The 22,487-nt window shown below is 72.1% G+C and carries 18 protein-coding genes and 1 pseudogene; 5 read left to right on the top strand and 14 right to left on the bottom strand.

Annotation, left to right across the window (positions count from 1 at the left end):
* Positions 1 to 37 precede the first annotated feature (37 nt).
* From IE273_RS18760 to hemL, 3 genes are all read right to left on the bottom strand, one after another.
* Entirely contained in the window at positions 38 to 1,336 is a 1,299-nt protein-coding gene (locus IE273_RS18760; protein ID WP_189816354.1) for a polysaccharide deacetylase family protein, read from the bottom strand.
* A 151-nt stretch (positions 1,337 to 1,487) separates the two neighbouring features.
* Entirely contained in the window at positions 1,488 to 2,186 is a 699-nt protein-coding gene (locus IE273_RS18755; protein WP_189816353.1) for a histidine phosphatase family protein, read from the bottom strand.
* On the bottom strand, positions 2,183 to 3,502 hold the full coding sequence (hemL, locus tag IE273_RS18750; RefSeq protein ID WP_189816352.1) for a glutamate-1-semialdehyde 2,1-aminomutase: 1,320 nt from the start codon (positions 3,500 to 3,502) through the stop codon (positions 2,183 to 2,185). Before hemL ends, IE273_RS18755 begins: the two co-directional genes overlap by 4 nt.
* 697 nt (positions 3,503 to 4,199) lie before the next feature.
* On the opposite strand from hemL, the gene IE273_RS18745 reads away from it, so the two are divergent.
* The gene (locus IE273_RS18745; RefSeq protein ID WP_003974483.1) at positions 4,200 to 4,637 is read left to right on the top strand and encodes a hypothetical protein; all 438 of its coding nucleotides are present in this window, start codon (positions 4,200 to 4,202) and stop codon (positions 4,635 to 4,637) included.
* 104 nt (positions 4,638 to 4,741) lie between these two features.
* Here IE273_RS18745 and IE273_RS18740 read toward each other — a convergent pair whose 3' ends face one another.
* From IE273_RS18740 to IE273_RS18720, 5 genes are all read right to left on the bottom strand, one after another.
* Positions 4,742 to 5,296, bottom strand: a complete 555-nt coding sequence (locus tag IE273_RS18740; RefSeq protein WP_189816351.1) for a flavoprotein — start codon at positions 5,294 to 5,296, stop codon at positions 4,742 to 4,744.
* Positions 5,297 to 5,418: 122 nt separating this feature from the next.
* Positions 5,419 to 7,404: a hypothetical protein gene (locus IE273_RS18735; protein ID WP_189816350.1), complete on the bottom strand. Its 1,986-nt coding sequence runs from the start codon at positions 7,402 to 7,404 to the stop codon at positions 5,419 to 5,421.
* Positions 7,401 to 8,564 carry a 5'-methylthioadenosine/S-adenosylhomocysteine nucleosidase family protein gene (locus tag IE273_RS18730; RefSeq protein ID WP_189816349.1) on the bottom strand — a complete coding sequence of 388 codons (1,164 nt, stop codon included), beginning with the start codon at positions 8,562 to 8,564 and terminating at the stop codon, positions 7,401 to 7,403. Before IE273_RS18730 ends, IE273_RS18735 begins: the two co-directional genes overlap by 4 nt.
* Complete coding sequence (locus tag IE273_RS18725; protein WP_189816348.1) at positions 8,565 to 9,308, bottom strand: NUDIX hydrolase; 744 nt, start codon at positions 9,306 to 9,308, stop codon at positions 8,565 to 8,567.
* Positions 9,309 to 9,413: 105 nt separating this feature from the next.
* Positions 9,414 to 11,558, bottom strand: coding sequence for a SpoIIE family protein phosphatase (locus IE273_RS18720; protein WP_189816347.1), 2,145 nt, complete (start codon positions 11,556 to 11,558; stop codon positions 9,414 to 9,416).
* 351 nt (positions 11,559 to 11,909) lie between these two features.
* On the opposite strand from IE273_RS18720, the gene IE273_RS18715 reads away from it, so the two are divergent.
* Positions 11,910 to 12,710 (top strand): phosphotransferase, encoded by an 801-nt coding sequence (locus IE273_RS18715; RefSeq protein ID WP_189816346.1) that lies wholly within the window; start codon positions 11,910 to 11,912, stop codon positions 12,708 to 12,710.
* A 232-nt stretch (positions 12,711 to 12,942) separates the two neighbouring features.
* Here IE273_RS18715 and IE273_RS18710 read toward each other — a convergent pair whose 3' ends face one another.
* A complete protein-coding gene (locus tag IE273_RS18710) occupies positions 12,943 to 13,827 on the bottom strand; it encodes a helix-turn-helix transcriptional regulator (protein ID WP_189816541.1) in 885 nt (294 codons plus the stop codon).
* 540 nt (positions 13,828 to 14,367) lie between these two features.
* Between IE273_RS18710 and IE273_RS18705 the strand changes: the two genes are divergently transcribed.
* Positions 14,368 to 15,783: an MFS transporter gene (locus tag IE273_RS18705; RefSeq protein WP_189816345.1), complete on the top strand. Its 1,416-nt coding sequence runs from the start codon at positions 14,368 to 14,370 to the stop codon at positions 15,781 to 15,783.
* Between the two features lie 123 nt (positions 15,784 to 15,906).
* Here the strand turns inward: IE273_RS18705 and IE273_RS18700 are convergent, their stop codons facing one another.
* The gene (locus IE273_RS18700; RefSeq protein ID WP_189816344.1) at positions 15,907 to 16,737 is read right to left on the bottom strand and encodes a M55 family metallopeptidase; all 831 of its coding nucleotides are present in this window, start codon (positions 16,735 to 16,737) and stop codon (positions 15,907 to 15,909) included.
* 89 nt (positions 16,738 to 16,826) lie between these two features.
* On the opposite strand from IE273_RS18700, the gene IE273_RS18695 reads away from it, so the two are divergent.
* Both IE273_RS18695 and IE273_RS18690 read left to right on the top strand, forming a co-directional pair.
* Complete coding sequence (locus tag IE273_RS18695; RefSeq protein WP_189816343.1) at positions 16,827 to 17,099, top strand: hypothetical protein; 273 nt, start codon at positions 16,827 to 16,829, stop codon at positions 17,097 to 17,099.
* A gap of 110 nt (positions 17,100 to 17,209) precedes the next feature.
* Positions 17,210 to 19,024 (top strand): phosphatidylglycerol lysyltransferase domain-containing protein, encoded by a 1,815-nt coding sequence (locus IE273_RS18690; protein WP_189816342.1) that lies wholly within the window; start codon positions 17,210 to 17,212, stop codon positions 19,022 to 19,024.
* Between the two features lie 19 nt (positions 19,025 to 19,043).
* Here the strand turns inward: IE273_RS18690 and IE273_RS18685 are convergent, their stop codons facing one another.
* From IE273_RS18685 to IE273_RS18670, 4 genes and pseudogenes are all read right to left on the bottom strand, one after another.
* The gene (locus IE273_RS18685) at positions 19,044 to 19,763 is read right to left on the bottom strand and encodes a hypothetical protein (RefSeq protein ID WP_189816341.1); all 720 of its coding nucleotides are present in this window, start codon (positions 19,761 to 19,763) and stop codon (positions 19,044 to 19,046) included.
* 228 nt (positions 19,764 to 19,991) lie between these two features.
* Positions 19,992 to 21,428 carry a sensor histidine kinase gene (locus IE273_RS18680; RefSeq protein WP_189816340.1) on the bottom strand — a complete coding sequence of 479 codons (1,437 nt, stop codon included), beginning with the start codon at positions 21,426 to 21,428 and terminating at the stop codon, positions 19,992 to 19,994.
* Positions 21,429 to 22,157, bottom strand: coding sequence for a response regulator transcription factor (locus IE273_RS18675; RefSeq protein ID WP_189816339.1), 729 nt, complete (start codon positions 22,155 to 22,157; stop codon positions 21,429 to 21,431).
* A 184-nt stretch (positions 22,158 to 22,341) separates the two neighbouring features.
* Positions 22,342 to 22,487 (bottom strand): annotated as a pseudogene (locus tag IE273_RS18670) (oxidoreductase); the annotation flags it as partial.

Below are 22,487 nucleotides of genomic sequence, written 5' to 3'. Positions count from 1 at the left end.
GGGACATTTCAGACACGGGGCCCGAGTCGGCGCCGGCTCAGGCGGCGTCGGAGGAGGCGGACCCGCCGCCCCGCAGGAACTCCTTCCAGCCGCCCGCCGGCCGCTGCCCGACCCCGAGCGTGCGCAGCTTGGCGAGCACCTCGGGCTTCTGCACGTCCATCCAGTCCACGAACTGCCGGAAGGAGACCAGCCGCACGTCGGCGCCCTTCTCCTTCTCGCGCGCGATGTGCTTGAAGGCCTCCTCGACGGAGTCCATGTAGATGCCGCCGTTCCACTGCTCGAAGTGGTTGCCGACGAAGAACGGTGCCCGGTTTGTCTCGTATGCCCGCTGGAAGCCCTGGATGTACGCCTGCGCGGACTGCTTGCGCCAGCCGGGGTAGTTGTAGGCGGGCGCCTTGGTGGTGTTCAGGGACTGGTTGGCGAGCATGTTGTAGTCCATGGAGAGGACCTCGAAGGAACGTCCGGGGAAAGGTATCTGCTGCAACGGCAGGTCCCAGATCCCCAGCTTCTTCTCCGGCCACACCTGACGGCCGCCCGGCGAGGAGGCGTCGTAGCGCCAGCCCAGCTTCCGGGCGGTGGGCAGCAGGTTGTTCTGGCCGAGCAGGCAGGGTGTACGGCCGCCGACCAGTTCCTTGTCGTAGTCGAACGGCAGCGCGGGCAGGTCGGTCCAGCCGGTGTTGGTCCGCCACTCCTTCACGAACGCCTTGGCCTGCCGGATCTCGCTCTCCCACTGCTGCGGGGTCCAGTTGCCGACCGTGCCCGTACCGGCGCAGAAGTGCCCGTTGAAGTGGGTGCCGATCTCGTGCCCCTCCAGCCAGGCCCGGCGCACGTTCGTCAGCGTGGCCTTGATGTGCTCGTCGGTGAGGTAGCCGATGTCGGAGGCGCCGCGCGGGTTGTTCGGCGGCTCGTACAGCCGCTTCTTCGACTCGGGCAGCAGATACAGCCCCGAGAGGAAGAAGGTCATGGCCGCGCCGTGCTCCTTGGCCAGGTCCAGGAAGCGCGGGAAGAGCCCGTTGCCGACCTCGCCGGCGCCGTCCCAGGAGAAGATCACGAATTGGGGCGGGGTCTGTCCCGGCTCCAGCGGCTCGGGCTTGGCCGGCTGGTGCGGCTGCTTGCCGGTGAAGGAGGTGGAGCCGTCGCCGATGGGCCGCGCCGGGTGCGCGGTGCTCCCCTTGCCGTCCCCCTGTCCGGGCTTCGCCTGGCCGGAACCGTTCGGGTGGCCGCCGCCGTCCGAGGACGTGAGGCTCCCGCAGCCGGCGAGCGAGGCGGCGGCCGCCGCCCCCGCGCCGAGGCCGAGCATTCCCCGCCGGGAGAAGGTCCGGGAGAAGGTGGGCATGGAAATCCCCGATTCGTCGCTGCCTGCTGGTCACCCAGTCAGAGGGCAGGACGATCGGGGAGGTTCCGCAGATTCTTGTGTTTTTCGTAACAGGGACCGCAAAAGTGCGCTAAGCGATATCAAACGGACCGTCAGTGACGAGTGGTACCGGTCAGGCGCCGAAGGCCTTCCCCTGCGCGGTGCCCTTCCCCTTCTGGGGCTTGGCGCCGGCGCGCAGATGGACCGGGACCAGATCGATGGCGGGCTCGCTGTAGCCCACCGACACGATCTTGTCACCCAGGTATGTGAAAGTCGTCAGCGAGGCGAGCGTGCACTGCCGCTTGCGCGGATCGTGCCACAGCCGCCGCCGCTCGACGTACGAGCGCACGATCCAGATCGGCAGCTGATGGCTGACCAGCACCGCCTCGTGCCCGCGCGCCCGGTCCTTGGCCGCGTTCAGCGCGCCCATCATCCGCACGACCTGGTCCACGTACGGCTCGCCCCAGGACGGCCGGAACGGGTTGACGAGGTGCTTCCAGTTGTCCGGATTGCGCAGCGCGCCGTCACCGACGCCGAACGTCTTGCCCTGGAAGACGTTCTCGGCCTCGATCAGCCGCTCGTCGGTGTCGAGATCCAGCCCGTGCGCCTTGGCGATCGGCGTGGCGGTCTCCTGCGCCCGCTCCAGCGGGGAGGCGCAGACATAGGTGACGTCCCGCGGGGCGAGGTGCTCGGCGACCCGCTCGGCCATCTGCCGGCCCAGCTCGGACAGGTGGTAGCCGGGCAGCCGCCCGTACAGGACCCCGTCCGGGTTCGCGACCTCGCCGTGCCGCATGACGTGGACGACGGTGACGTCCTTGGTGCTGTCGCTCATTCTGCCGTGGCCTCCGCAGCCGCCCGGGCCGCCGCCGGAAGGGCGTCGGCGATCTTCTGAAGGGCCCGCTCGTCGTGGGCCGTGGACACGAACCAGGACTCGAAGGACGACGGCGGCAGGTAGACGCCGTTCGCCAGCATCGAGTGGAAGAACGCGGTGAAACGGTACGACTGCTGCCGCTTGGCGTCCTCGTAGTCGCGCACCTGCCGGTCCGTGAAGAACACGGAGAACATGTTGGAGGCGGTCTGCACCCGGTGCGCGACGCCCTCCTTCGACAGCGCCTCGCTGACGAGCGCCCGGATCTGCTCGGAGACGGCGTCGACCTTGTCGTAGGCGGCGTCGTCGAGCAGCCTCAGCTGGGCGAGACCGGCGGCGGTGGCGACGGGGTTACCGGAGAGGGTGCCGGCCTGGTACACGGGCCCGGCGGGGGCGAGGTGCGCCATCACATCGGCACGCCCGCCGAACGCGGCGGCCGGGAAGCCACCGCCCATGACCTTGCCGAAGGTCATCAGGTCGGGCGCGACGCCCTCGACGCCGTACCACCCGGCGCGGCTGGTGCGGAAGCCGGTCATCACCTCGTCGGAGATGAAGAGGGCGCCGTTCCTGCGGCAGGAGTCCTTGAGGGCCTGGTTGAAGCCGGGGTCCGGCGGCACGACGCCCATGTTGCCCGGCGAGGCCTCGGTGATCACACAGGCGATCTCCCCGGGGTGCCGGTGGAAGGCCTCCTGCACGGCCTCCAGGTCGTTGTACGGCAGCACGATCGTGTCGCCGGCCTGGGCACCGGTGACACCGGGCGTGTCGGGCAGCGCGAAGGTGGCGACCCCGCTGCCGGCCGCGGCGAGCAGCGAGTCGACGTGCCCGTGGTAGCACCCGGCGAACTTGATCACCTTGGACCGCCGGGTGAACCCGCGGGCGAGCCGGATGGCGGACATGGTCGCCTCGGTCCCGCTGCTGACCAGCCGTACCTGCTCGACGGGCGCCACCCGGGCGACGATCTCCTCGGCGAGCGCGACCTCGCCCTCGCCGGGCGTGCCGAAGGACGTACCGCGGGCCACGGCCTCCTGGACGGCGGCGATGACCTCGGGGTGCGCGTGCCCGAGGATCATGGGCCCCCAGGAGCACACGAGGTCGACGTACTCGCGCCCGTCGGCGTCGGTCAGGTAGGCCCCCTTGCCCGACACCATGAACCGCGGCGTGCCGCCGACGGCGCGGAAGGCACGCACCGGGGAGTTGACGCCGCCCGGGGTGACGACGGAGGCACGGTCGAAGAGCGCCTGTGAGACGGGCGCGTCGTAGGGATAGGGCGTTTCGCTCATGGCACTCATGACGTGCGACTACTCCGGCTTCTCGGACTCCGGTTGCGGGGTGACCTCCTCAGGGTAGGCCGAAGGCGGCGCGGAGCCCCGGCCGGACCGGGGTCGGTGTCGCGGCCAGGCGCCGGGGGGATCAGGCGCGGTCGAGGCCGCGGCCCGACGCGGCGGGGTGGTTGATCAGGCGCGGCGGGTGGTTGATCACGCGTGGCGGGTGGTTGATCAGGCGCGGCGAATCCCAAGATCACAGCGGGGCCATCCCTCATCTGCGAGACTGAGACCTGATACACAAAGCCCATACGCACGTACTCATCAGGGGCCGGAGATCAGGGCCGGGAATCCCCCCGCGTGGACTGTTGTTCCACCGCACGTTTCGGCGGGCGGCCGTGGGGGAGGTCACTGACACGATGATCGGGTTGCGCGGCGGGGGCCACGCGTCCTAGAAAAGCAGTCGGGTGGAGATATGCATCGCGGTGGCGGACTGGGCGAGGGGACTGATGACCTGGGTCCTCGACGTGCCCGGCGGGGAAGGCACCGGCGCGACGCGGAGGAAACGACCGAGACACGTCAGACCGACGCACGGCAGACACAGGGTGTACCGAGTGAGCCCGAGCGGTACGACCAGCAGATCGACCGGGATCTCGACCGTCGGCTCGACCAGCGGGCCGACCGCCTCCGGGCGGGGAGCAGGAATGGTGGTCGGGTGGGGGTGACGTACAAATACTTCGGCGCGCCGGACGGCGCGACCGCGGCTCGCGTCCCCATCTCGATGCGTCCCGAGGAACTCGGCGGCGACGAGCTGGGCATGAACGGCATGTTCACCAAGATCAAGCCGGAGACGATGGCCGCGATGGTGCTGACCGGCATCGAGGGCGTCCCCCTGCACAAGGTGCCACCCCTGGAACTGGTCGTCCTGCACCCCGACTACGCGGTCGTCAAACTCCCCATGACGGTCGTCGACCCCCTCCGCGGCATCGGCGAGGAAGCGGTCGGCGCGGCGGCCTTCATCTGGTCGACGGTGCCCGACCGGGGCGGGCCGCGGGACGCGTTCAATGTGTACCAATTGCTGCACGAGTGGCAGGACTTCAGCCACCGGCTGCATGAGGCGGGGCATCAGCCGTACTGCCTGGTGTGGCCCTGAGCCGGGGTTTCTTAGGTAGCGGGCGGGGTTTTCGGACCCCGCGCGTTTCCTGAGTGAGCGCTCTTCGCCAAGGGACACGCCCTCTTACCGGGCGAAGGGCGGCGTCACCGCACCATGCCGACCACAGGCTCCAGCAACTCCAGTGCTTCCTCCCAGCGGAAGCGCTCCGCAGCGCCGTCGGCCTTCGGCCGGTGCGGTTCGCGGGAGCTGATCAGGACACCCATCCCCCGCAGCCGGTCCAGGCTCTGCCGGTAGGCGGGGTGGGCGGCCTGGGCGGCGTTCAGGCAGGGCAGGGCCACGGTCGGGATGCCCATGCCGTACGCCTCGCACAGGATGCCCAGGGCGAGGGTGTCGGAGATCCCGGCGGCCCACTTGTTGATCGTGTTGAAGGTGGCGGGAGCCACGGCGATCGCGTCCGCCGGGGGCAGGGGACGCGGGTCTCCCGGCGAGCGCCAGGCGGAGCGGATCGGGTAGCCGGTCTGTGCCTCGATCGCCTTGGTGTCGATGAAGCCGAGTCCCTGCGGTGTGGCGATGACGCCCACATCCCAGTTCGCCTCCTGGGCGGCCGTGATCAGCTTGCCGACGTCACCGGCGACACCGCTCGCGCACACGACGACGTACAGGAAGGGCTTCTTGTCCGGAGCGGTCCGTTCGGTCACGCGGGGACTCCTCAGTCGGCGGCTGAAGCGGTGCGGTTCCGGCAGGGTACGTCGGCTGTCGCCTGGTTGTACGAGTGGGCGGGCAGGGCTCCGGCGCTCCGGCCCCTGCCCGCCCCGAAGACTCAGCCGACAGCGCGGAAGGTCGGCAGGTTCTTGGGGTGGTTCCGTTCGATCCAGCCCTTTCCGTCCGCCGCGATTCCTTCCAGGAGGCGGAAGGTGTGGATGAAACCGGCCGCACTGAGGTTGATCTCGGAGATCTCCTGGGCGTTCTCGTCCGGCGCGAGTTGATGGGTGTCGGCGTCCGCGACACGGATGTTCCTGGCCGGCCCGTTGGTGAGGATGAGCTCCAGGTCGTAGCCGACCTCACTGCGCTCGGTGACCTGTACGGAGGACAACGCGTCGAACCGGTAGTTGCTTCGCTGCCTGGTCCCGCGTTTCGCGTCGGTGAAATCGAATTCCGCGCTGATCTCACGAACGCCGTCCTGTGTGACCAGGAAGAGACGGAAGTTGTAGCGCGAGTACCGCCAAGGGCCGCCCTTCACCCGCCCTCGCCTGTAGGGGCGTGCGGGTGTCACCAGGATGGTGTGGGTGATCAGGTCGCGCCAGGTGAGCTGGTAGTGGTGGAGTGCTTCGTCGACGAACAGCGTCTTGTCGCAGGTGAGCCAGGTCTCCATTTCCAGCTCGCTGGGCCGCGTGGCGTCCAGGAACGACTTCCAGTTCTGGTACGCGGCTTGCCGCGCGGCCAGCCGCTCCTGGTACTCCTGGGTTTCCTCGGCCACTCGGCGCTCCTCGCCCCGGGCCTCCAACCACGAGGACGCAGCCGCGCGTCCGGACCAGACCACGCCGACCACGGCGAGGACGGCCAGCACCATGTGCGACGCACCGGCACCTGAGGCCACCGTGCCGAGCAGGGCCAGAGTCGTGAAGCCGAGGATGACGAGGGCGACCACACACAGCGCCTTCGCCGACGCCGACGTCTGGTTCTGGTGGCGGCGATCGAACAGGGTGCCTGTGCTGTACCGGTCCCGGGCGTCCTCGGCGAGATGGCGGATCAGCCAGTTGACCCGGTCCACGCTGATTCGGCTCTCGCGGTAGAGAACCGCGATCTCGGCGACGAGGCTGTCGCGGATGTGGCCGGTGAGACCGAGCCATTCCTGCGGGGCCAGTCCATGAGGCACACGCACACTGAAGTAGTGGTCGAACGAATGGCGGACACGGTTGGTGAACCCGTCCCCGGGCGAGGCGGGATCGCGCGTGTGCGGTACCTGGAACATACGGTTCCGGGCCCTCAGTTGGTGTTCCTGGTACCACCATCGGCTGCCGAAGTGCGTCGCGGTCGCGCCCGCACCGAGCGCCACCAGTAACTCGACGGCTGCCGCGGCCGGAGCCGCGATCAGGGACACGACGCAGAGGAACGCGGTGACGAGGACGAACAGGCCGACTCGGACCGGGATGGCCGCCCGGGCGGCGGCAGCGGTGCTCGGGCGGGGCGGCAGGGCCCGTGGCCCGATGGGGTCGGGTTCGAAATAGGCCCAGACCCGTTGGATCCGGCCGTTGCCGAAGCGAGCCGCCTCGGCCCGCTCGCGGTTCTCGGCCCACAGGCTGTCCTTCAGCCCTCCGGTGAGCACGAGGTCGAAGTGGTGGAGGATCTCGTCCCGCCGGTGAGGTGGCAGGGCTCGCAACCGCTCCCCCACGCGTCCTGCTTCGCCGTCCGCCGTGCTGAGCGTCGCCAGCAGTTCGAAAGCGACGCGCAGAGCGTCTTTCCACTCTCCCTCGGCGTAGGTCCCTACGCGCCCGGAGGCTTCGTGCAGCCACCGGAGTTCCTCGGTGCCGAGGTCGTGGTAGGCGCGTCCACTGAGCATGGCGAGCACCCCGTGGAAACGGACCTCCGCGCTGTCGTATCCGTGGGCGATCGCGTCACTGATCATGTCGCGGGCACGGCTGGGAATGCCGTCCTGAAGGAACCGCACACCGACCTTGTACTTCTCCTGAGGCGACGCGTCAGGATGGACGAAGTAGACGTTGGAGTTGTGCACGGTCTCGGCCTGGATTCCGACGGTGGAGTCGTACGCGGCCGAATTCTGCGTGACATGGCTGCCGTCGATCATGACAAGTCACCCGCCGCGACGACCAGTGGTACCAGCCTGGAGACCAGCTCGGGGAACTCCGCGACCAGACCGCGTAACCTCTTGAGTGCCATGGTCGCCCTCTTGGACGGCTCGGGAGTGTTCTCCGTTGCTGCCCGGCGGGCGAAGCCCAGCTCGGCCAGTGCCTCTCGGTAGGTGTCGTCGTCGAGGGCGCCCTCGGCGCGGTGACGCTTCAGGTGCTCACGGAAGGCGTCCAGCTCCGCGACCAGGTCCGCCGGACCGGCCACCTTCGGATCCGCGTTCACGTAGACGCTGCTGCCCTTGACGGAGCCGGCCATGATGCCGACGGTGCTGTTGTGGGCGGTGTTGCTGACGCGCTCTTCGAGTCTGTCGGCCGTGGGGGCCCTGTCTGCCTGGGACATTTCGATCTGCTCCTGTTCCCTCACCAGTTCCACGGCCAGCCGTGTGGCGAACGCCGCCGCGTTCGCCGCGGCCCGTGGTTGCCAGTTACGGTCCTTCGCGCTGTTCTTCGTACCGTCCGCCCGGTCGCTGATCCCCCGGATGATGGCCACCGGTGCCCCGTTGAGATGACCCGCCTGCGCCACACCGGCCGCCTCCATCTCGATCGCGAGCGCGTCGTTGTAGTGCTGCCGGATCCACCGCGCCTCGGCGGAGATCTTCGAGTTCTGTACGACCTCGCCGGCGGCGATCGCGCCGAAGCGCACCTGCGGGGCGCGCCCCTGACCGGGCGTGTCGTCGGCCCAGTCGTTCACGCGCGCCAGATGCGAGCCGAGCTGGCTGATGCCGTGCGCCGTCTCCCACACCCGGGGACGGGACTTGAGCCCGTCGTCCTCGCTGGTCCCGCCGTGGTAGGCGTACACGTGTGTCGCCATCACCACGTCGCCCAGCCTGGCGGTGTCCCACAGGGCACCGGCGACGCCGACGAACAACACGGCCACCGGCGAGAACTCCTGTATCGCGCGCTCGGCGATCACCGCGGCGGAGTGATTCCCCTTGTTCGTCAGGCCGAGCGCGACACGACACGAAGTGCCCTGCACGGTTCCCACCTCGAACAGCGTCCCGCGCTCATGGCGGTGCACCTGCGCACCGGCCAGTTTCCGGCGCACGGCCTGGTATTCAAGATTGAGGGCGGTGAGGATCACCACCAGGTCCTTCGACATCTATTCCCCTTCCTCTCTCGTGCCCTCTTCCGTTGTGGACGGCACAGGTCGGATCAGCGGCGGGAACAACACCTTCTTGGGGCCGGCCCGGTACAGCCGGGCGGGCCGTCCTCCCGTGCTCCTGCGTCCGGAGTCGGCGGGAATGATGAATCCCTCCACGGCCTGGACTTTCCGGTAGAAATTACGGGTGTCGAGTTCGGTGCCCCACACCGCCTCGTACACCTGCTGCAACTCGGCTATGGTGAAGAGTTCTCCGCAGAACGCCGTGGCGAGCGCCGAGGATTCGAGCTTGGTACGCGCGCGTTCGATTCCGTCGGTCACGATCCGGCGGTGGTCGAAGGCCAGTTCCACTTCGCCGGACAGGACGGCTTCCGCGGGAACCCACGCGGCGTCCATGGCATCCGTTCCCGCGACCGGTTCGGGGAGTCCCGGCGCGATCGCCAAGTGGGCCACGGAAACGACTCGTCCCCTTGGATCGCGGCCTACGCCCCCGTAGATGGCCAGTTGTTCGAGATGCACCCACCCGGCAGTCAGAGCGGTCTCCTCACTCAGCTCACGGTGGGCGGCGTCCAGGATCTCCTCGCCGGCGTGATTGAGGAATCCGCCGGGCAGAGCCGGCATGCCCTGGAAAGGATCTTCGCCCCGCTCCACGAGCAGGACACACAGCCGCCCCTCGCGCAGCGTCAGGATCACGAGATCGACCGTCAGGAGCACAGGTGAGGGTGACCACGCGTCATCTTGCATGGTTCTTAAGGTACTTGGGTTCCTGTCACTTTAACAAGAAGGGGGACACGGAGGCCGCTCGTACGGTAAGGCGGAGGCGCTCGGAGCGGTCACGTCGTCGTGGAATCACCGCGCACCGGGTGCGCGCGTCCGCTGCGGGCTGATCAGGAGCAGGGCGACGTCGTCGCTGCGCGGCGCGGTGTGCTGGGCGCCGGTGACGAGGGTGTCGGCCAGGGCGTCCACGGGCTGGTTCCGCGCGTGGGCGAGCCGGCCGGCGAGAGCCCTGATCGCGTCCTCGATGTCGGTGCCGGGGGCCTCGACGAGCCCGTCGGTGTACAGGACGAGCACGGCACCGGGGAGCAGCGGGATGTTCGCCGTCGGGTAGTCGGCGGCGGGGTCGATGCCGAGCAGGAGCCCGGGAGGCAGCTCGACGATCTCGGTGTGGCCGTCCGGATGGCGCAGGATCGGCGGGGGATGTCCGGCGGTGGCCAGGCAGGCGCTGTGCCGGGCGAGGTCGAGGTCGGCGTAGAGGCAGCTGGTGAACAGGCCGGCGTCGAGATCGGTGAGCAGGCGGTTGGTGCGGGCGAGGACCTCGCCGGGGGGTGCGCCGGCGGAGGCGTGGACGGCGGTGCGGACCTGTCCCATCAGGGTGGCGGCCTGGACGTTGTGCCCCTGGACGTCTCCGATGGTCGCGGCGGCGGCTGCCTCGTCGAGGCGGATGAGGTCGTAGAAGTCCCCGCCGACGTCCATGCCGTAGCTGGTGGGAAGGTAGCGGGCGGCCACGTCCAGGCCGGGGACGCGGGGCAGGGTGCGGGGCAGCAGACCGGCCTGGAGGTCGTGGGCGAGCTGCTGCGTGGCGTCGTAGAGGCGGGCGCGGTCCAGCGCCTGGGCGATCAGCCCGGCGGTCGAGGTGAGGACGGAGCGCTCCTCGGCGGGGAAGGCGCGCGGCCGGTCGTAGGCGAGGACCAGCGAGCCGACGGGGCGTCCGGAGGTGATCAGCGGCAGGAACGCCCAGGCCGCCATGTCGTCCTGGAGGACGGCGGGAGGGTAGGCCGCCTTGAGGGCGTCGAAGGTGCCGAAGAAGCTCGGTATCCCTGTCGTCAGGACGTGCACCGCCGGGGTGTCGGACGTGAGGGGAACCGCGTCGAAGCGGTGCATGAGCGCGGCGGAGTAGCCGTGGTAGCCGATGATCCGCAGTCTGCCCTCCTCCGCGGCCATCAGAGCGAGGGCCTGGGCGCCGAAGGCGGGCAGGATCTGGTCGGCGACCCTTTCGACGACGTCTCGGACGCCGACCGCTTCGGTGAGCGTGGCGGCCAGATGCATCAGGTGGTAGAGGGCCGTGGCCCGGCCGGGTTCCGCCGCGGGCGCGGGGTGCAGCAGGTGCGCAGGGGGTACGGCGTCGGCCGAGGACGTGGGGACGATGCGCACGCTGATGCCGGACGCGTCCGGGTACAGGTGGAACGACAGCCACTGGTCGGGGGGCCGACGGGCGGTGAAGGACGTCGGCCGGCGGCTCAGCACGGCGGCCCGGTAACGGTCTTCGGCGACCGGGTTGTCCAGCCACGCGAGCGCCTCCCAGGGCCGGGCGCCCAGCAGGTCGGGAATGCCGGCCCCGAGCAGCTGTGCCGCGGTGGTGGTGAGGAAGGTGATCCGGCCGTCCGGGTCGAGGGCGCAGCAGCCGCTGGGAAGGCGCTCGGCGAAGTCGGCCGCGGCCTGGGCTTCGGCCGGTCCGGCGGCGCGGTTCCGCGGCGGGGACAGGATCCGCGGCTCGGGCCCGGCCAGGACGCGACCGCTGTCGGCGGCCTGCCGCAGGATCGGCCCCAGCCGGCGGCAGGTGTCGTCGATCACCGCACGCTCCTGTGCGCTCAGCGTGGCAGGGTGCGCGCTGGACCAGTGCAGCACCAGACCGCCCCATGTCCGGGCGCCGGTGCTGATCGGCGCGGCGACCATGGCGAACGGATGCGGCAGGACCAGCGCCAGCTGCGGGTAGCGGCGCGCCAGCTCCTCCTGGCTGCCGATCCACACCAGGCCGCCCTGCCGCACGGCGTCGCTCACCGGGCTCGCGGCCGGCAGCGGAACGCGTGCCCAGGGCGTGGCGATCCGCCGGGAGATCCCGCTCAGCACCGCGAGCTGGAGCATCTGCCCGTCGGAGGACAGGACGTAGACCGCGCCGGCGTAGGCACCGGTCTCCCGTGCGCAGTGGCCCAGGACGGAGTCCACGGCGTCCGGTCCGAAGCCGTGGGAGCGAGGGTCGGTGACCGTGTCGGACACGCTTCACCCTCCTGTGCGGGGGCACCGGCGGCGACCAGAGGGCGGCTCCGGCGGCGCGGCACCGCGCCGGCCGGACCAGACGGCACTCATATACGGACCATACGTCCGGCGGGCGGTCACGGCAGCGCGCTGTGCCCACGGGTCGGTCAGCCTCTCCGGCCGGGCGGCGGGCACCGAGGCCGGCGTCACCGCACCGTGCTGACGACGGGGAGCACATCGCCGCGTTCACGGAGGCGGTGGGCACCGTCACGGGGGCGTGGTCGGCGACGAGTACGGGGCCGCCTCGATCGGGTGGCTTCTTGGTTCCGGGGACTGCTTCGCGCGGGTCGATCCGGCGGTAGCGTGACCGTCATGACGGCTGAGGGTGAGGCGCTGGCCGGCGGGATGGCGAACGCGGGGGCGGTCTTCCGCCGGGGTGCGTTGGTCGAGCGCCCGGCGCCGCGCAACGCGCGCGCTCTGCATGCCTGTCTCCTCGCGCTGAGGGAGCACGGCTTCGACGGCGCGCCGGTCCCTGTCGGCCTCACCGCGGATGGCCGCGAGCGGCTGACCTTCATCCCCGGCGACGTGGCGCTGCCGCCGTTCCCGGACTGGGCGATGACGAAGGCCGCCCTCGAATCGGTGGGGAGCCTGCTGCGGCGCCTGCACGAGGCCGGCGCGGCCGTCGCGGTCGACAGCCGTGCCGAGTGGCCCCGGGACCTGGCCGACCCGGAGGGGGGAACGATGCTGTGCCACAACGACGTGTGCCCGGAGAACGTCGTCTTCCGCGACGGTCGTGCCGCTGCCCTGATCGATTTCGACCTGGCGGCCCCTGGCCGCCCCCTGTGGGACATCGCCATGACCGCCCGCTACTGGGTGCCCATGCTGGATCCCGGATCCGCCGCCGCTCTCCACCCCCGTGGGCTGGACGCGCCCGCACGGCTGCGGATGCTGGCCGACGGCTACGGCCTCCCGGGGCAGGAGCGCGCCGCGTTGCCGGGCGTCATCGAGCAGGCCACGCAGGTGTGCCGGGCCTTCGTCGCCCGCCGCGTGGCCGACGGTGACCCCGTCTGCCTCAAGGCGTTGGCCGAGCGTGGTGGATGGGAACGCTGGGACCGCGTGCAGACCTGGCTGGTGGACCACCGCGAGACGTTCACGGCTGCCCTGCTGAACTGACCGGCCCGTCACCTGTCGACCGTGTCGGCCCTCGTCGACGGGACGGGTGCGTACGGTCGGCACGGCGGCGTGCGCGCCCGAGTCCGCCGGCGCCCGGTGCCCGGACCGTTAGCGGGCGGCGGCCCCGCTGCTCACCTGGCTGCCGACCCTGCCGACGGGGCCGGGGACCGCGATGGTCAGGCGCGGGCCGGCCGGCGGCGATCCCCCCGTCTCCTCGGTCCTCGCCGGTGGGTCAGTGCGCGTCCAGCGCGGACAGCCCCGGCTCGGCGGGGGCCGTCGTACCGGCCAGGAGGCGCAGGGCCGCGTCGGACGGGGTGCCGGGCGCGGCCGTGTAGGCGATGAGGCGCTGGCCCGCGGGGCCCGGGAGGCACAGGTTCTCGAAGCTCAGCTCCAGCGTGCCGACCGCCGGGTGGCGCAGGGACTTGCTCCCCGAGGCGCAGGTGCGGACCGGGTGCCGGGCCCAGAGGGCGGTGAACTCGTCGCTCCGGATGGACAGATGGCCGATCAGCTCGGCCAGTGCGCGGTCGTCCGGGTGCCGGCCGGCGACCAGGCGCAGGGAGGCGACCGCGAGGTGGGCCTCCTCCTTCCAGTCGGCGTACAGGGCCCGGTAGCGCTCGTCCAGGAACAGCATGCGGATGAGGTTGGGGCGGACGGTGGGGGTGTCCGGGGCGTCCCCCGGCAGGTGCGGGGCGAGCAGGGCGTGGCCCAGCCGGTTCCAGGCCAGGACGTCGTTGCGCCGGTCCAGGACGAGCGCCGGTACGTCGGTCATGGCGGCGAGCAGCTGACGGGCCGACGGGGTCGCGTGTTCGGCGCGGGGTGCGGCCGGGCGGCGCCGGGCGGCGGGGCGGGCCAGGTCCCTGAGGTGGGCGGTCTCGTCCTCGGTGAGGCGCAGGGTGCGGGCGACGGCGTCCAGCACGGAGTCGGAGACGCCGGCCGCGCGGCCCTGTTCGAGGCGGGTGTAGTGGGTGATGCTGACGCCCGCGAGCAGGGCCAGTTCCTCGCGGCGCAGCCCGGCGACCCGGCGGCGGGCCGGCGCGGTCGCGAGGCCGACGTCCTCCGGCCGCAGCGCGGCACGGCGGGACTTGAGGAAGGCTCCCAGCTCGGACGACGCGTCCATGTTGGCCTCCGGGTGATGGGGCGGGTGCCCGCGCGGGTGCGGGGCGTGCGCCTCCGGGTGTACGGCGGTCGTCGTCCATCCTGCCCGGCCCGCGGCGCGAACGGGATGCCCGAGGGTGGTCACGCGATGACCACCCTCGCGGCGGCCGGTCGCAGGGGGGTGCTGGTTGGGGCGGACAGCACGGACGAGTCTTCTGCCCGGCGGCTCCGCCGAACACCGGCGGCTCCGCCGGCACAGCAACTCCGTCGAACTCCGGCGACTCCGCCGAACACAGCAACCCCGGCGAGCACAGCAACCCCGGCGAGCACCGGCCAGCCACTCCAGCGAACACCGGTGACTCCGCCGGACACAGCAACACCAGCGACCACCGGCGACTCCGCCTAACACAGCAACCCCAGCGAACACCGACCAGCCACCCCAGCGACCACCGGCGGCTCCGCCGAACACCGGCACCTCCGCCGACCCCCCCGCAACGTCGCCGCACACCGCGAACCCCCGTCCCGCATGAACGCCTCCGTCACCAGAGGGGACCGTCCCGTCATGTCCGTCACCGTCACCCACCAGCCGCCCGGCGCCTCCCCCGTCCTCACCCCCCGGCTCCGCCTGGTGCTGGTGCTGCTGCTCGCGGCCCAGTTCATGCTGGCCGTGGACTTCTCCATCCTGAACGTGGCCCTGCCGGTGATCGGCGCCGGTCTCGGCTTCCGGCTCGCCCATCTCCAGTGGATCGGCACGGCGTTCGCCCTCTGCGCGGCCGGGTTCACCCTGCTGTTCGGGCGGGTCGCCGATCTCTTCGGCCGCCGTCGGCTGTTCCTGGCCGGTCTCGTCGTCCTCGGCGCGGCCTCGCTGGCGGGCGGACTGGCGCGGAGCCCCGAGGTGCTCATCGTGGCCCGGGTGTTCCAGGGGCTGGCCACCGCGGCGGTGACCCCGGCCGGTCTGTCACTGCTGACGACGTCCTTCCCGGAGGGCCCGCTGCGGGAGAAGGCGCTCGGGCTCAACGGGGCGCTGATGTCGGCCGGTTTCACCACCGGGGCGGTCCTCGGCGGTCTGCTGACCGACCTGCTGTCCTGGCGCTGGGCGTTCTTCGTCAACGTACCGGTGGCCCTCGCCGTGCTCCTGGTCGCGCCCGCCGTCATCGCCGAGTCCCGGCCCGAGGAGCGTCCGAAGCCGGATGTGCCGGGTGCCGTCACCGTGACGCTCGGACTGCTGGCCGTCGTCCTCGGTCTGACGCAGGCGGGTGAGCACGGCTGGGGCGCGCCGGCCACGCTGCTGCCGCTCACGGCCGGGGTGATGCTGCTGGGTGTGTTCGGGGCGGTGGAACGCCGGGTGTCCGCGCCGCTGGTGCCGCCGCACGTGCTGGGCAGGCGGTCGGTGGCGTGGGGGAACGTCGCCGGTCTGATCGCGTTCCTGACCGAGACGTCCCTGGTGTTCCTGCTGACCCTGTACCTCCAGGAGGTGCTCGGCTTCTCGCCGTTGGCCGCCGGGCTGACGTTCGGCGTGCTGGGCGCGGGGACCGTCGTCGGCGGTGCCCTCGCCCCGCGGCTGATCGGCGGGCTCGGCGCCACCCGGGTGCTGCTGGCCGGCGGCCTCGGTCAGGCCCTCTGCACGGCGGCCCTGCTCGGGCTCGGCACCGGCCGTTCCTCGCTGTGGCTGCTGTCGGCCGCGACCTTCGCGGGCGGTGTGGGCAACATGCTGGTCATCGTCGGTTTCATGGTGACCGCCACCTCGGGTCTCGCCGACCGGGAGCAGGGGCTGGCCACCGGGCTCGCGACGATGACCCAGCAGGTCGGGATCACCATGGGTACGCCGGTGATGAGCGCCGTCGTCACCGCCGCCATGAGCGGTACGGGCGCCCTGGCGGTCCTCGGCGGCCTGAAGACGGCGATCGCGCTGAACGCGGCCCTCGTGCTCCTGGGCACCGTCACGAGCGCGCTGTTCCTGCGGGACAGGCGACGCTGACACCCGGTCGACCGGCCCAGCCGAACGGTTCCGGCCGCTCGGTCCGGGTGCGGCCGGCCGGGAGGGCGTTGTCCAGGGCGGGCAGGCGGCCCGCGCCCACGCCCGCCGCGCGGCCGGCGGGCGTCAGCAGTACGGCGGCTGGTTGGTGAGCGACGCCGCCACCCGCATCCACACCCCGAACTGCCGGTACAACGCGGGCAGTTCACCTCTCGCCCGGACCGTCCTGGGGTCCTCGGCCGTCACCCCGGGGATGCCGAGCAGGGTGGCGGCGACCGAGGTCGACTGCCAGCGGACGGTCAGGGTGGCCTCGGCGGCGGAGGGGGCGGGGCGGGGCGGGTCCTGGGACAGCGCCCGGGCGACCGCCTCCTCGATGGCCTCCCGCGCCTCCGCCTGAGGCCGCAGCTCGGCCGCGAACCGGTCGCGTGCGTACTTCACCGGGACGGTGACGACCGACGCGTCCCACTCCGTCATCTCCGCGCACGCCGCGTCGTCACCCGTGAGGGCCACCACGGGCACCCCGAGGGCCGCGGCCGTGGCGTGGGCCAGGCCGATCTCGCCGACCGGGCGGCCGTCCAGCCACATGTCCTCGATCTCGTGGCCCATGAAGCTGTGGCTGAGCACGCCCGGCGCACCGGCCCGGGAGTGGTAGCCGACGCACAGCGCGGCGTCGTACTCCCCGGTCAGCCCTTCCAGCATGCCGAGCTGCTTGGGCCTGCCGCGCACCAGGCGGGCCGCCGGGTGCAGCGCCTCGGGGAGCAGGTTGCGCATCGGTCCGTGGGCGTCGTTGACCAGGATGCCGGTCGCGCCGGCCGTCAGCGCGCCCCGTACGGCGGCGTTCACGTCCTCGGCCATCAGGGCGCGGCCCCGCTCGTAGTCCCGGCCGCCGGGCTGGACGTCGTCGGCGTCGACGAGCCCGGTGATGCCTTCCATGTCCACGCTGATGTAGATCCGCACGGCGTCGAGCCTAACCGACCCTACGTATTGTAGGTTCCCAAGCGCCGACGGCCACCGGGCTGTGCACACGTCTGTTCAACGGGGGACCCATGCAGGACATCACGGAAGCGGAGCCCGGCACGGAGGTCTGCGCGCGCAGTCTCGCGCCGACGCTGACCGTGCTGATCGTCAGCCTGGTGATCGCCGCCGTCGGCGTGTACGAGCTGTGCGGCTTCGGGCTGCACAGCCTGGACCGGCGCCCGCACCTGTTCAGCGACGGCCTCGCGACCGGCGGGGTGATCGTCGCCGCGGTGGCCGCCGGGGCGGCGGTGGGCAATCTGGCCTGGCTGCTGACGGCGGCCCGGCGAGGAGGCGGCGACTGAGGGACGCCGGGGGGCTGTGCGCCGGCTGTGCGGATTCCCGTCCGCCCGTTACCCTACAAGCTGTAGGGTCTGCGGTGCCCCGTCCCCGTCCCCAAGGGTGACCAGTCGCCATGCCCGCACCACAGACGACGTCCGAACAACGGATGACCACCGCACGACAGCCGTCCCCGCCCCCGCAGCGGATCCCCGCTCCCCGCCGCGCCGTCCGCGTCCCCTCCCCCCGTCTCCTCCGCATCGGCGGCGACCACCGGCTGCGCACCCGCGCCGCCACGGCCACCGTCTGGTACCTGCGCCTGCTGGCCGTGCTGAACCTGGCGGCGGTCGTGTCCCTCCCCTTCCGCGAAGAGGTGCACGAACACAACGCGGGCGAGTACTTCACCCCGTACCTGGCCACCGCCGGCCTGGTCTCGGCGGCCCTCGCCCTGTTCCTCGCGGTGGTGATGCGCCGTCGCAAACGAGCCGCCTGGCTCTTCAACCTCCTCCTCGCCGGCCCCCTCTTCGGCCTCTACGCCGTCGCCCTCACCCGCGCCCCCTACCGCGAGCACGCCTTCAACTGGGTCTCCACCGCCCTCACCGGCCTGTTCGTCGCCGCCCTGCTGCTCGGGCGCCGCGAGTTCGACGCCATCGGCGACCGCTCCAACCCGCGCCTGGCCCTCGCCACCGGCATCGGCGGCACCCTCGCCGGCGGCGGCCTCGGCACGCTCCTGGTCCACACGACGAACAAGGTCACCGGCGCCGGCCTCAAGGACGAGATCGCCTACACCCTGCTGCGCGGCATCAGCGTCGGCCCGCTCGCCGACCACGTCACCGCCGTCCAGGCCCCCCGCTGGGTGGACGTCGTCGTCAACATCGCGATGGCCGTGGTGTTCCTCGCGGTCCTCTACGCCTGCTTCCGCGCCCCGCGCGGCGCCTGCCTGCTCGCGGAGGAGGACGAACACAGGCTGCGCGACCTGCTGGAGCGTCACGGCGAGCGCGACTCCCTCGGCTACTTCGCCCTGCGCCGCGACAAGGCCGTCATCTTCTCCCCCAGCGGCAAGGCCGCCATCGCCTACCGTGTCGTCGGCGGGGTCAGCCTCGCCTCCGGCGACCCGCTCGGCGACCCCGAGGCCTGGCCCGGCGCCATCGACGCCTGGCTCGCCGAGGCCCGCCGGCACGCCTGGACCCCGGCCGTGATGGGCGCGAGCGAGGAGGCGGGCACCGTCTACGCCCGGCACGGCCTGGACGCGCTGGAACTCGGCGACGAGGCGATCGTGGACCTCGCCGACTTCACCCTCGAAGGCCGGGCCATGCGCGTGGTCCGCCAGGCCCACAACCGGGTCCGCCGGGCCGGCTGCACGGTCCGCGTCCGCCGCCACGAGGACATCCCCGCCGAGGAGATGGCCGTCCTCGTGGACCGCGCCGACCACTGGCGGGACGGCGCCACCGAACGCGGCTTCTCCATGGCCCTCGGCCGCCTCGGCGACCCGGCCGACGGCCGCTGCGTGATGCTGGAGTGCCGGGACGCGGACGGCGAACCCCGCGCCCTGCTCAGCTTCGTGCCCTGGGGCGAGCGCGGCCTCTCCCTGGACCTGATGCGGCGCGACCGCGCCTGTGAGAACGGCCTGATGGAGTACATGGTCGTCGAACTGCTCCTCCAGGCGAAGGAGCTGGGGATCGACCGGGTCTCGCTCAACTTCGCGATGTTCCGCTCGGTCTTCGAACGCGGCGCCCGCCTCGGCGCGGGCCCGGTGCTGCGCCTGTGGCGCTCGACCCTCACCTTCTTCTCCCGCTGGTGGCAGATCGAGTCCCTCTACCGGGCCAACGCCAAGTACCGGCCGGTGTGGGAACCCCGCTTCCTGCTCTTCGCCAAGAGCAGCGACATCCCGAGGATCGGCCTGGCGAGCGCCCGCGCCGAGGGCTTCCTCACCCTGCCGGGCCGCTCATAGCCGAACCCTGCCGGGCCGCTCATGGCCGACCGGGCCCGAGGGCGGGCGGGCGCACGGACCGGGCGGCGTCACCGGGGGAGTAGGAGTCCGTGCCGCCGTCCGTCCATCCGGGGTCGTAGGCGCAGGGCGCGGTGCTGCCGCCGATGAAGTACTGCTGGTCCGGGTCCCAGGTGAAGGACATCCGCTCGTCCTCGCCGTCCCGCCGCACATACAGCGACCAGTCCTTGCCCTTCCCGCCCTCGCGGTACGAGGAGACCTCCCAGCCGTCGTCCTTCAGCCGCTGGTGCAGCCGGCGCAGGCCGGGGACGGCCTGGCTCGCGGGCACGTGGTCCACCGCCCACGAGTGGGACATCCGGTAGGCGCCGTCGACGGTCTTGTCCTCCAGCCCCAGCAGCCCTCCGTCGTAGCAGTAGCCGGCGTCCACCGTGTTCTGCGTGCTGACGCCGACGCGCTCGGCCCCCGGCCGCACCGTCCGCGTGAACCCCAGGACGTCGTACGCCTCCTGCGAGTGTCCGAAGACACGGTCGGCCATCTCCTCGGGCGCGACCCGGGGAAGGTCCGTCGCGTCCTCCGCGTTCCAGGCGAGCCGGATGAGCAGAGCGACCACGGCGACGAACAGCACCCCGGCGCAGCCGAGACAGCCGAGGCCGAGCGAACGGGCCCCGGACCCGGCGGTGCCTGCGGCGGTGGCGGTGTCGGCGGGGGTGTCGGCGGCGGTCGGTGCGGTCTCCTCAGGCACAGGGCGACGCTACGGCGGCCGGCCCGGCGGGCGGATGGGCGTACCTACCCGTCCCGGGATGGGTACGCGTACTCAATCGCCGGCAGCGGCCGGGAACGGCACCCCACGCATCCCCGCCCGCTCGTACGCGGCGACGGCCACCGCGTCGGCGGCGTCCACCGCCTGCGCGGCCCGCACCCCCTGCCCGGCGCCCCGCCCCCTCAGGTGTCCTCCACCGGCCCGCGCCCGTCAGGTGCCGCTGCCGCCGCCCGGGACGATCCCGCCGCCCACCGTGAAGCCGATGACCGCTCCTCCGCCCTCCCGGCGGAAGGCGAACGGCGCCCCGCCGTGGGCCATGGCGACCTCGCGGACGATGGACAGGCCGAGACCGGAGCCGGGCAGGGAGCGGGCGTCGGCGGCACGGTAGAAGCGGTCGAAGATGCGGACGAGGTCACCCTCGGCGATCCCCGGCCCCCGGTCCCGCACCTCCACCCGGACCGTCCCCGGCCGCGCCGGCCCCATGACGCCGATCTCGATCGGCGCCTTGCCGTCCCGGTCGAACTTGGCCGCGTTCTCGACCAGGTTGGAGATGGCCCGCTGGAGCATCCCGGGCCGCCCGTCGGTCGTCGTGTCACCGCTCGCGTGCAGCACGATCTCCCGCCCGGTACGGCGCCGGGCCAGCCCCACGACGTCCTCGGCGAGGTCGGCGAGGTCCACCCGCTGGGGCGGCTCGCTGTCGGACTGCCCGGCGGCGAGGTCGACCAGCTCGTTGACCAGGTCGGTCAGTTCCCGGGCCTCCTGGGAGAGGTCGGCGACCAGGTCCTCCCGGGTGGCGGGCGGGAGTTCGTCGATCCGCCGCAGCAGCGAGATGTTCGTACGGAGGGAGGTCAGCGGCGTGCGGAGTTCATGGCCGGCGTCCTGCACCAGCCTGCGCTGGTCCTCCTCCGACTGCGCGAGCCGCCCCAGCATCCGGTCGAAGGCACGGCCCAGACGCCCCACCTCGTCCAGCCCGGCCACCGGCACCTGGATGCCCAGCTGCCGGGTGCGGGCGACGTCCTCGGCGGCCGACGTCAGGATCACCAGGCGCCGGGTGATCCGCCGGGCCAGCCACCAGCCGAACAGCCCGGCCGCCACCACGACCGCCGCCATCAGGATCAGCGTCCGCTGCTGGAGCGCCCGCAGCAGATCCTCGGTGTCGCTGAACTCCTGCGCGACCTGGACGGCCCCCCGCCCGTTGCCGAGCGAGACGGTGGCGATGCGGAACAGGTCCGCGTCCACCCGCACGTCCTTGTGCTCGACCACCTCCCCGGCCGTCCGCGCGAGGGCCATGGCCCGGTCCCGGGAGGTGACCGGCAGCACCGGGCTGCCGTGGTCGATGATCTGCCCCTGCGCGCCGAGCACCTGGACGTCGGTGCGGGCGGGACGGACCAGATCGTGCCCCGGCCGGGAGGAGGAGAAGTCCTCCGGACCCATCGTGTGCTGCCGCACCTCGCCCCGGACGTCCTGCACGACCTGCGTGAACACCGACTGCTGGTCCACCCGGACGAGCCGCGCGGCGGAGTTGTACGACATGATGCCGACGAGGATCGTGACCGCGGCGGTGACGGCCGCGAAGGAGACCGCGAAGGTGGTGCGCAGGGAGACCAGCTTCGGCCGGGGCCGGTCCGGCAGCCACCGGCGGCCCACCTAGTCCTCCCGCAGCACGTAACCCACGCCCCGCACGGTGTGGATCAGCTGGGGGGCACCGGGCTCGTCCAGCTTGCGGCGCAGATAGCCGACGTAGACGGCGAGGTTCTTGGAGCCGGGGCCGAAGTCGTAGCCCCAGATGCGGTCGTAGATCGTGGAGTGGTCGAGCACGATGCCGGCGTTGCGCGCCAGAAGTTCCAGCAGCTCGAACTCGGTACGGGTCAGTTCCAGCTCGCGCTCGCCGCGCCAGGCCCGGCGGGCCTGGAGGTCCATGCGCAGGCCGGCCGCCTCCACCTGCCGGTCGGAGGGCACCTGCGCCTCACGGACCGGGCCCTCCGCGCCCCCGCCGGGGACGGGCACCGCGCTGGTACGGCGCAGCAGCGCGCGCAGCCGGGCGAAGACCTCCTCGACGTCGAACGGCTTGACCACGTAGTCGTCGGCGCCGGCGTCCAGACCCGCGATGCGGTCGGCGGTCTCCACGAGGGCGGTGAGCATGAGGATGGGCGTGCGGTCCCCCTCGGCGCGCAGCACCCGGCACACCTGGAGCCCGTCGATGCCCGGCATCATCACGTCGAGGACGAGCACGTCCGGCGGGTTGCGGTGCGCCTGCGCCAGCGCTTCCACGCCGTCGGCCACCGCCGTCACCTGGTACCCCTCCAGCGTCAGGGCACGCTCCAGGGCATGACGGATGGCACGGTCGTCTTCGGCGAGCAGCACAGTCTGGGGCACATCCCCAGTCTGCCAAGGCCGCCCGTGGTTCGACCGGGCCCGCCAGCCCTACGATCACCCTTTTTACCGGCCTCTCACCGTCACAGGGGCAACCGGCGAACCCCCCGGCCCACTCCCCCGAGCGGGTCGGCACCCACCCGGGACGGCGACCTCTCGGTCGGCCGCGCCGGGTGGGTGGGCGACGTCAGCGCTGGAGCGCCGCGAGCTGTTCGGCGAAGGGCACAACGGCCTCCTCCCCCCGCCGCGGAGCCAACGGCATCAGCGCGGTCAGCTCCGCCGCGGCCCGGTCGGTCCGTTCGGCGAGTCCTTCGGCGCCCCAGTCCTCGGAGG

Source organism: Streptomyces olivaceoviridis (genome assembly GCF_014650115.1).
Lineage (GTDB): Bacteria > Actinomycetota > Actinomycetes > Streptomycetales > Streptomycetaceae > Streptomyces > Streptomyces olivaceoviridis.
Note: the sequence above shows the minus strand (reverse complement) of the source record. Positions and strands in the feature narration are given on the sequence as shown.

Excerpts from the sequence above, each read along its gene's own strand:
- IE273_RS18690 (WP_189816342.1), top strand. The coding sequence starts at position 17,210 with ATGCCCGCACCACAGACGACGTCCGAACAACGGATGACCACCGCACGA.
- hemL (WP_189816352.1), bottom strand. The coding sequence starts at position 3,502 with ATGAGCGAAACGCCCTATCCCTACGACGCGCCCGTCTCACAGGCGCTC.
- IE273_RS18760 (WP_189816354.1), bottom strand. The coding sequence starts at position 1,336 with ATGCCCACCTTCTCCCGGACCTTCTCCCGGCGGGGAATGCTCGGCCTC.
- IE273_RS18735 (WP_189816350.1), bottom strand. The coding sequence starts at position 7,404 with ATGATCGACGGCAGCCATGTCACGCAGAATTCGGCCGCGTACGACTCC.
- IE273_RS18730 (WP_189816349.1), bottom strand. The coding sequence starts at position 8,564 with ATGTCGAAGGACCTGGTGGTGATCCTCACCGCCCTCAATCTTGAATAC.
- IE273_RS18755 (WP_189816353.1), bottom strand. The coding sequence starts at position 2,186 with ATGAGCGACAGCACCAAGGACGTCACCGTCGTCCACGTCATGCGGCAC.
- IE273_RS18725 (WP_189816348.1), bottom strand. The coding sequence starts at position 9,308 with ATGCAAGATGACGCGTGGTCACCCTCACCTGTGCTCCTGACGGTCGAT.
- IE273_RS18705 (WP_189816345.1), top strand. The coding sequence starts at position 14,368 with ATGTCCGTCACCGTCACCCACCAGCCGCCCGGCGCCTCCCCCGTCCTC.
- IE273_RS18710 (WP_189816541.1), bottom strand. The coding sequence starts at position 13,827 with ATGGACGCGTCGTCCGAGCTGGGAGCCTTCCTCAAGTCCCGCCGTGCC.
- IE273_RS18695 (WP_189816343.1), top strand. The coding sequence starts at position 16,827 with ATGCAGGACATCACGGAAGCGGAGCCCGGCACGGAGGTCTGCGCGCGC.
- IE273_RS18715 (WP_189816346.1), top strand. The coding sequence starts at position 11,910 with ATGACGGCTGAGGGTGAGGCGCTGGCCGGCGGGATGGCGAACGCGGGG.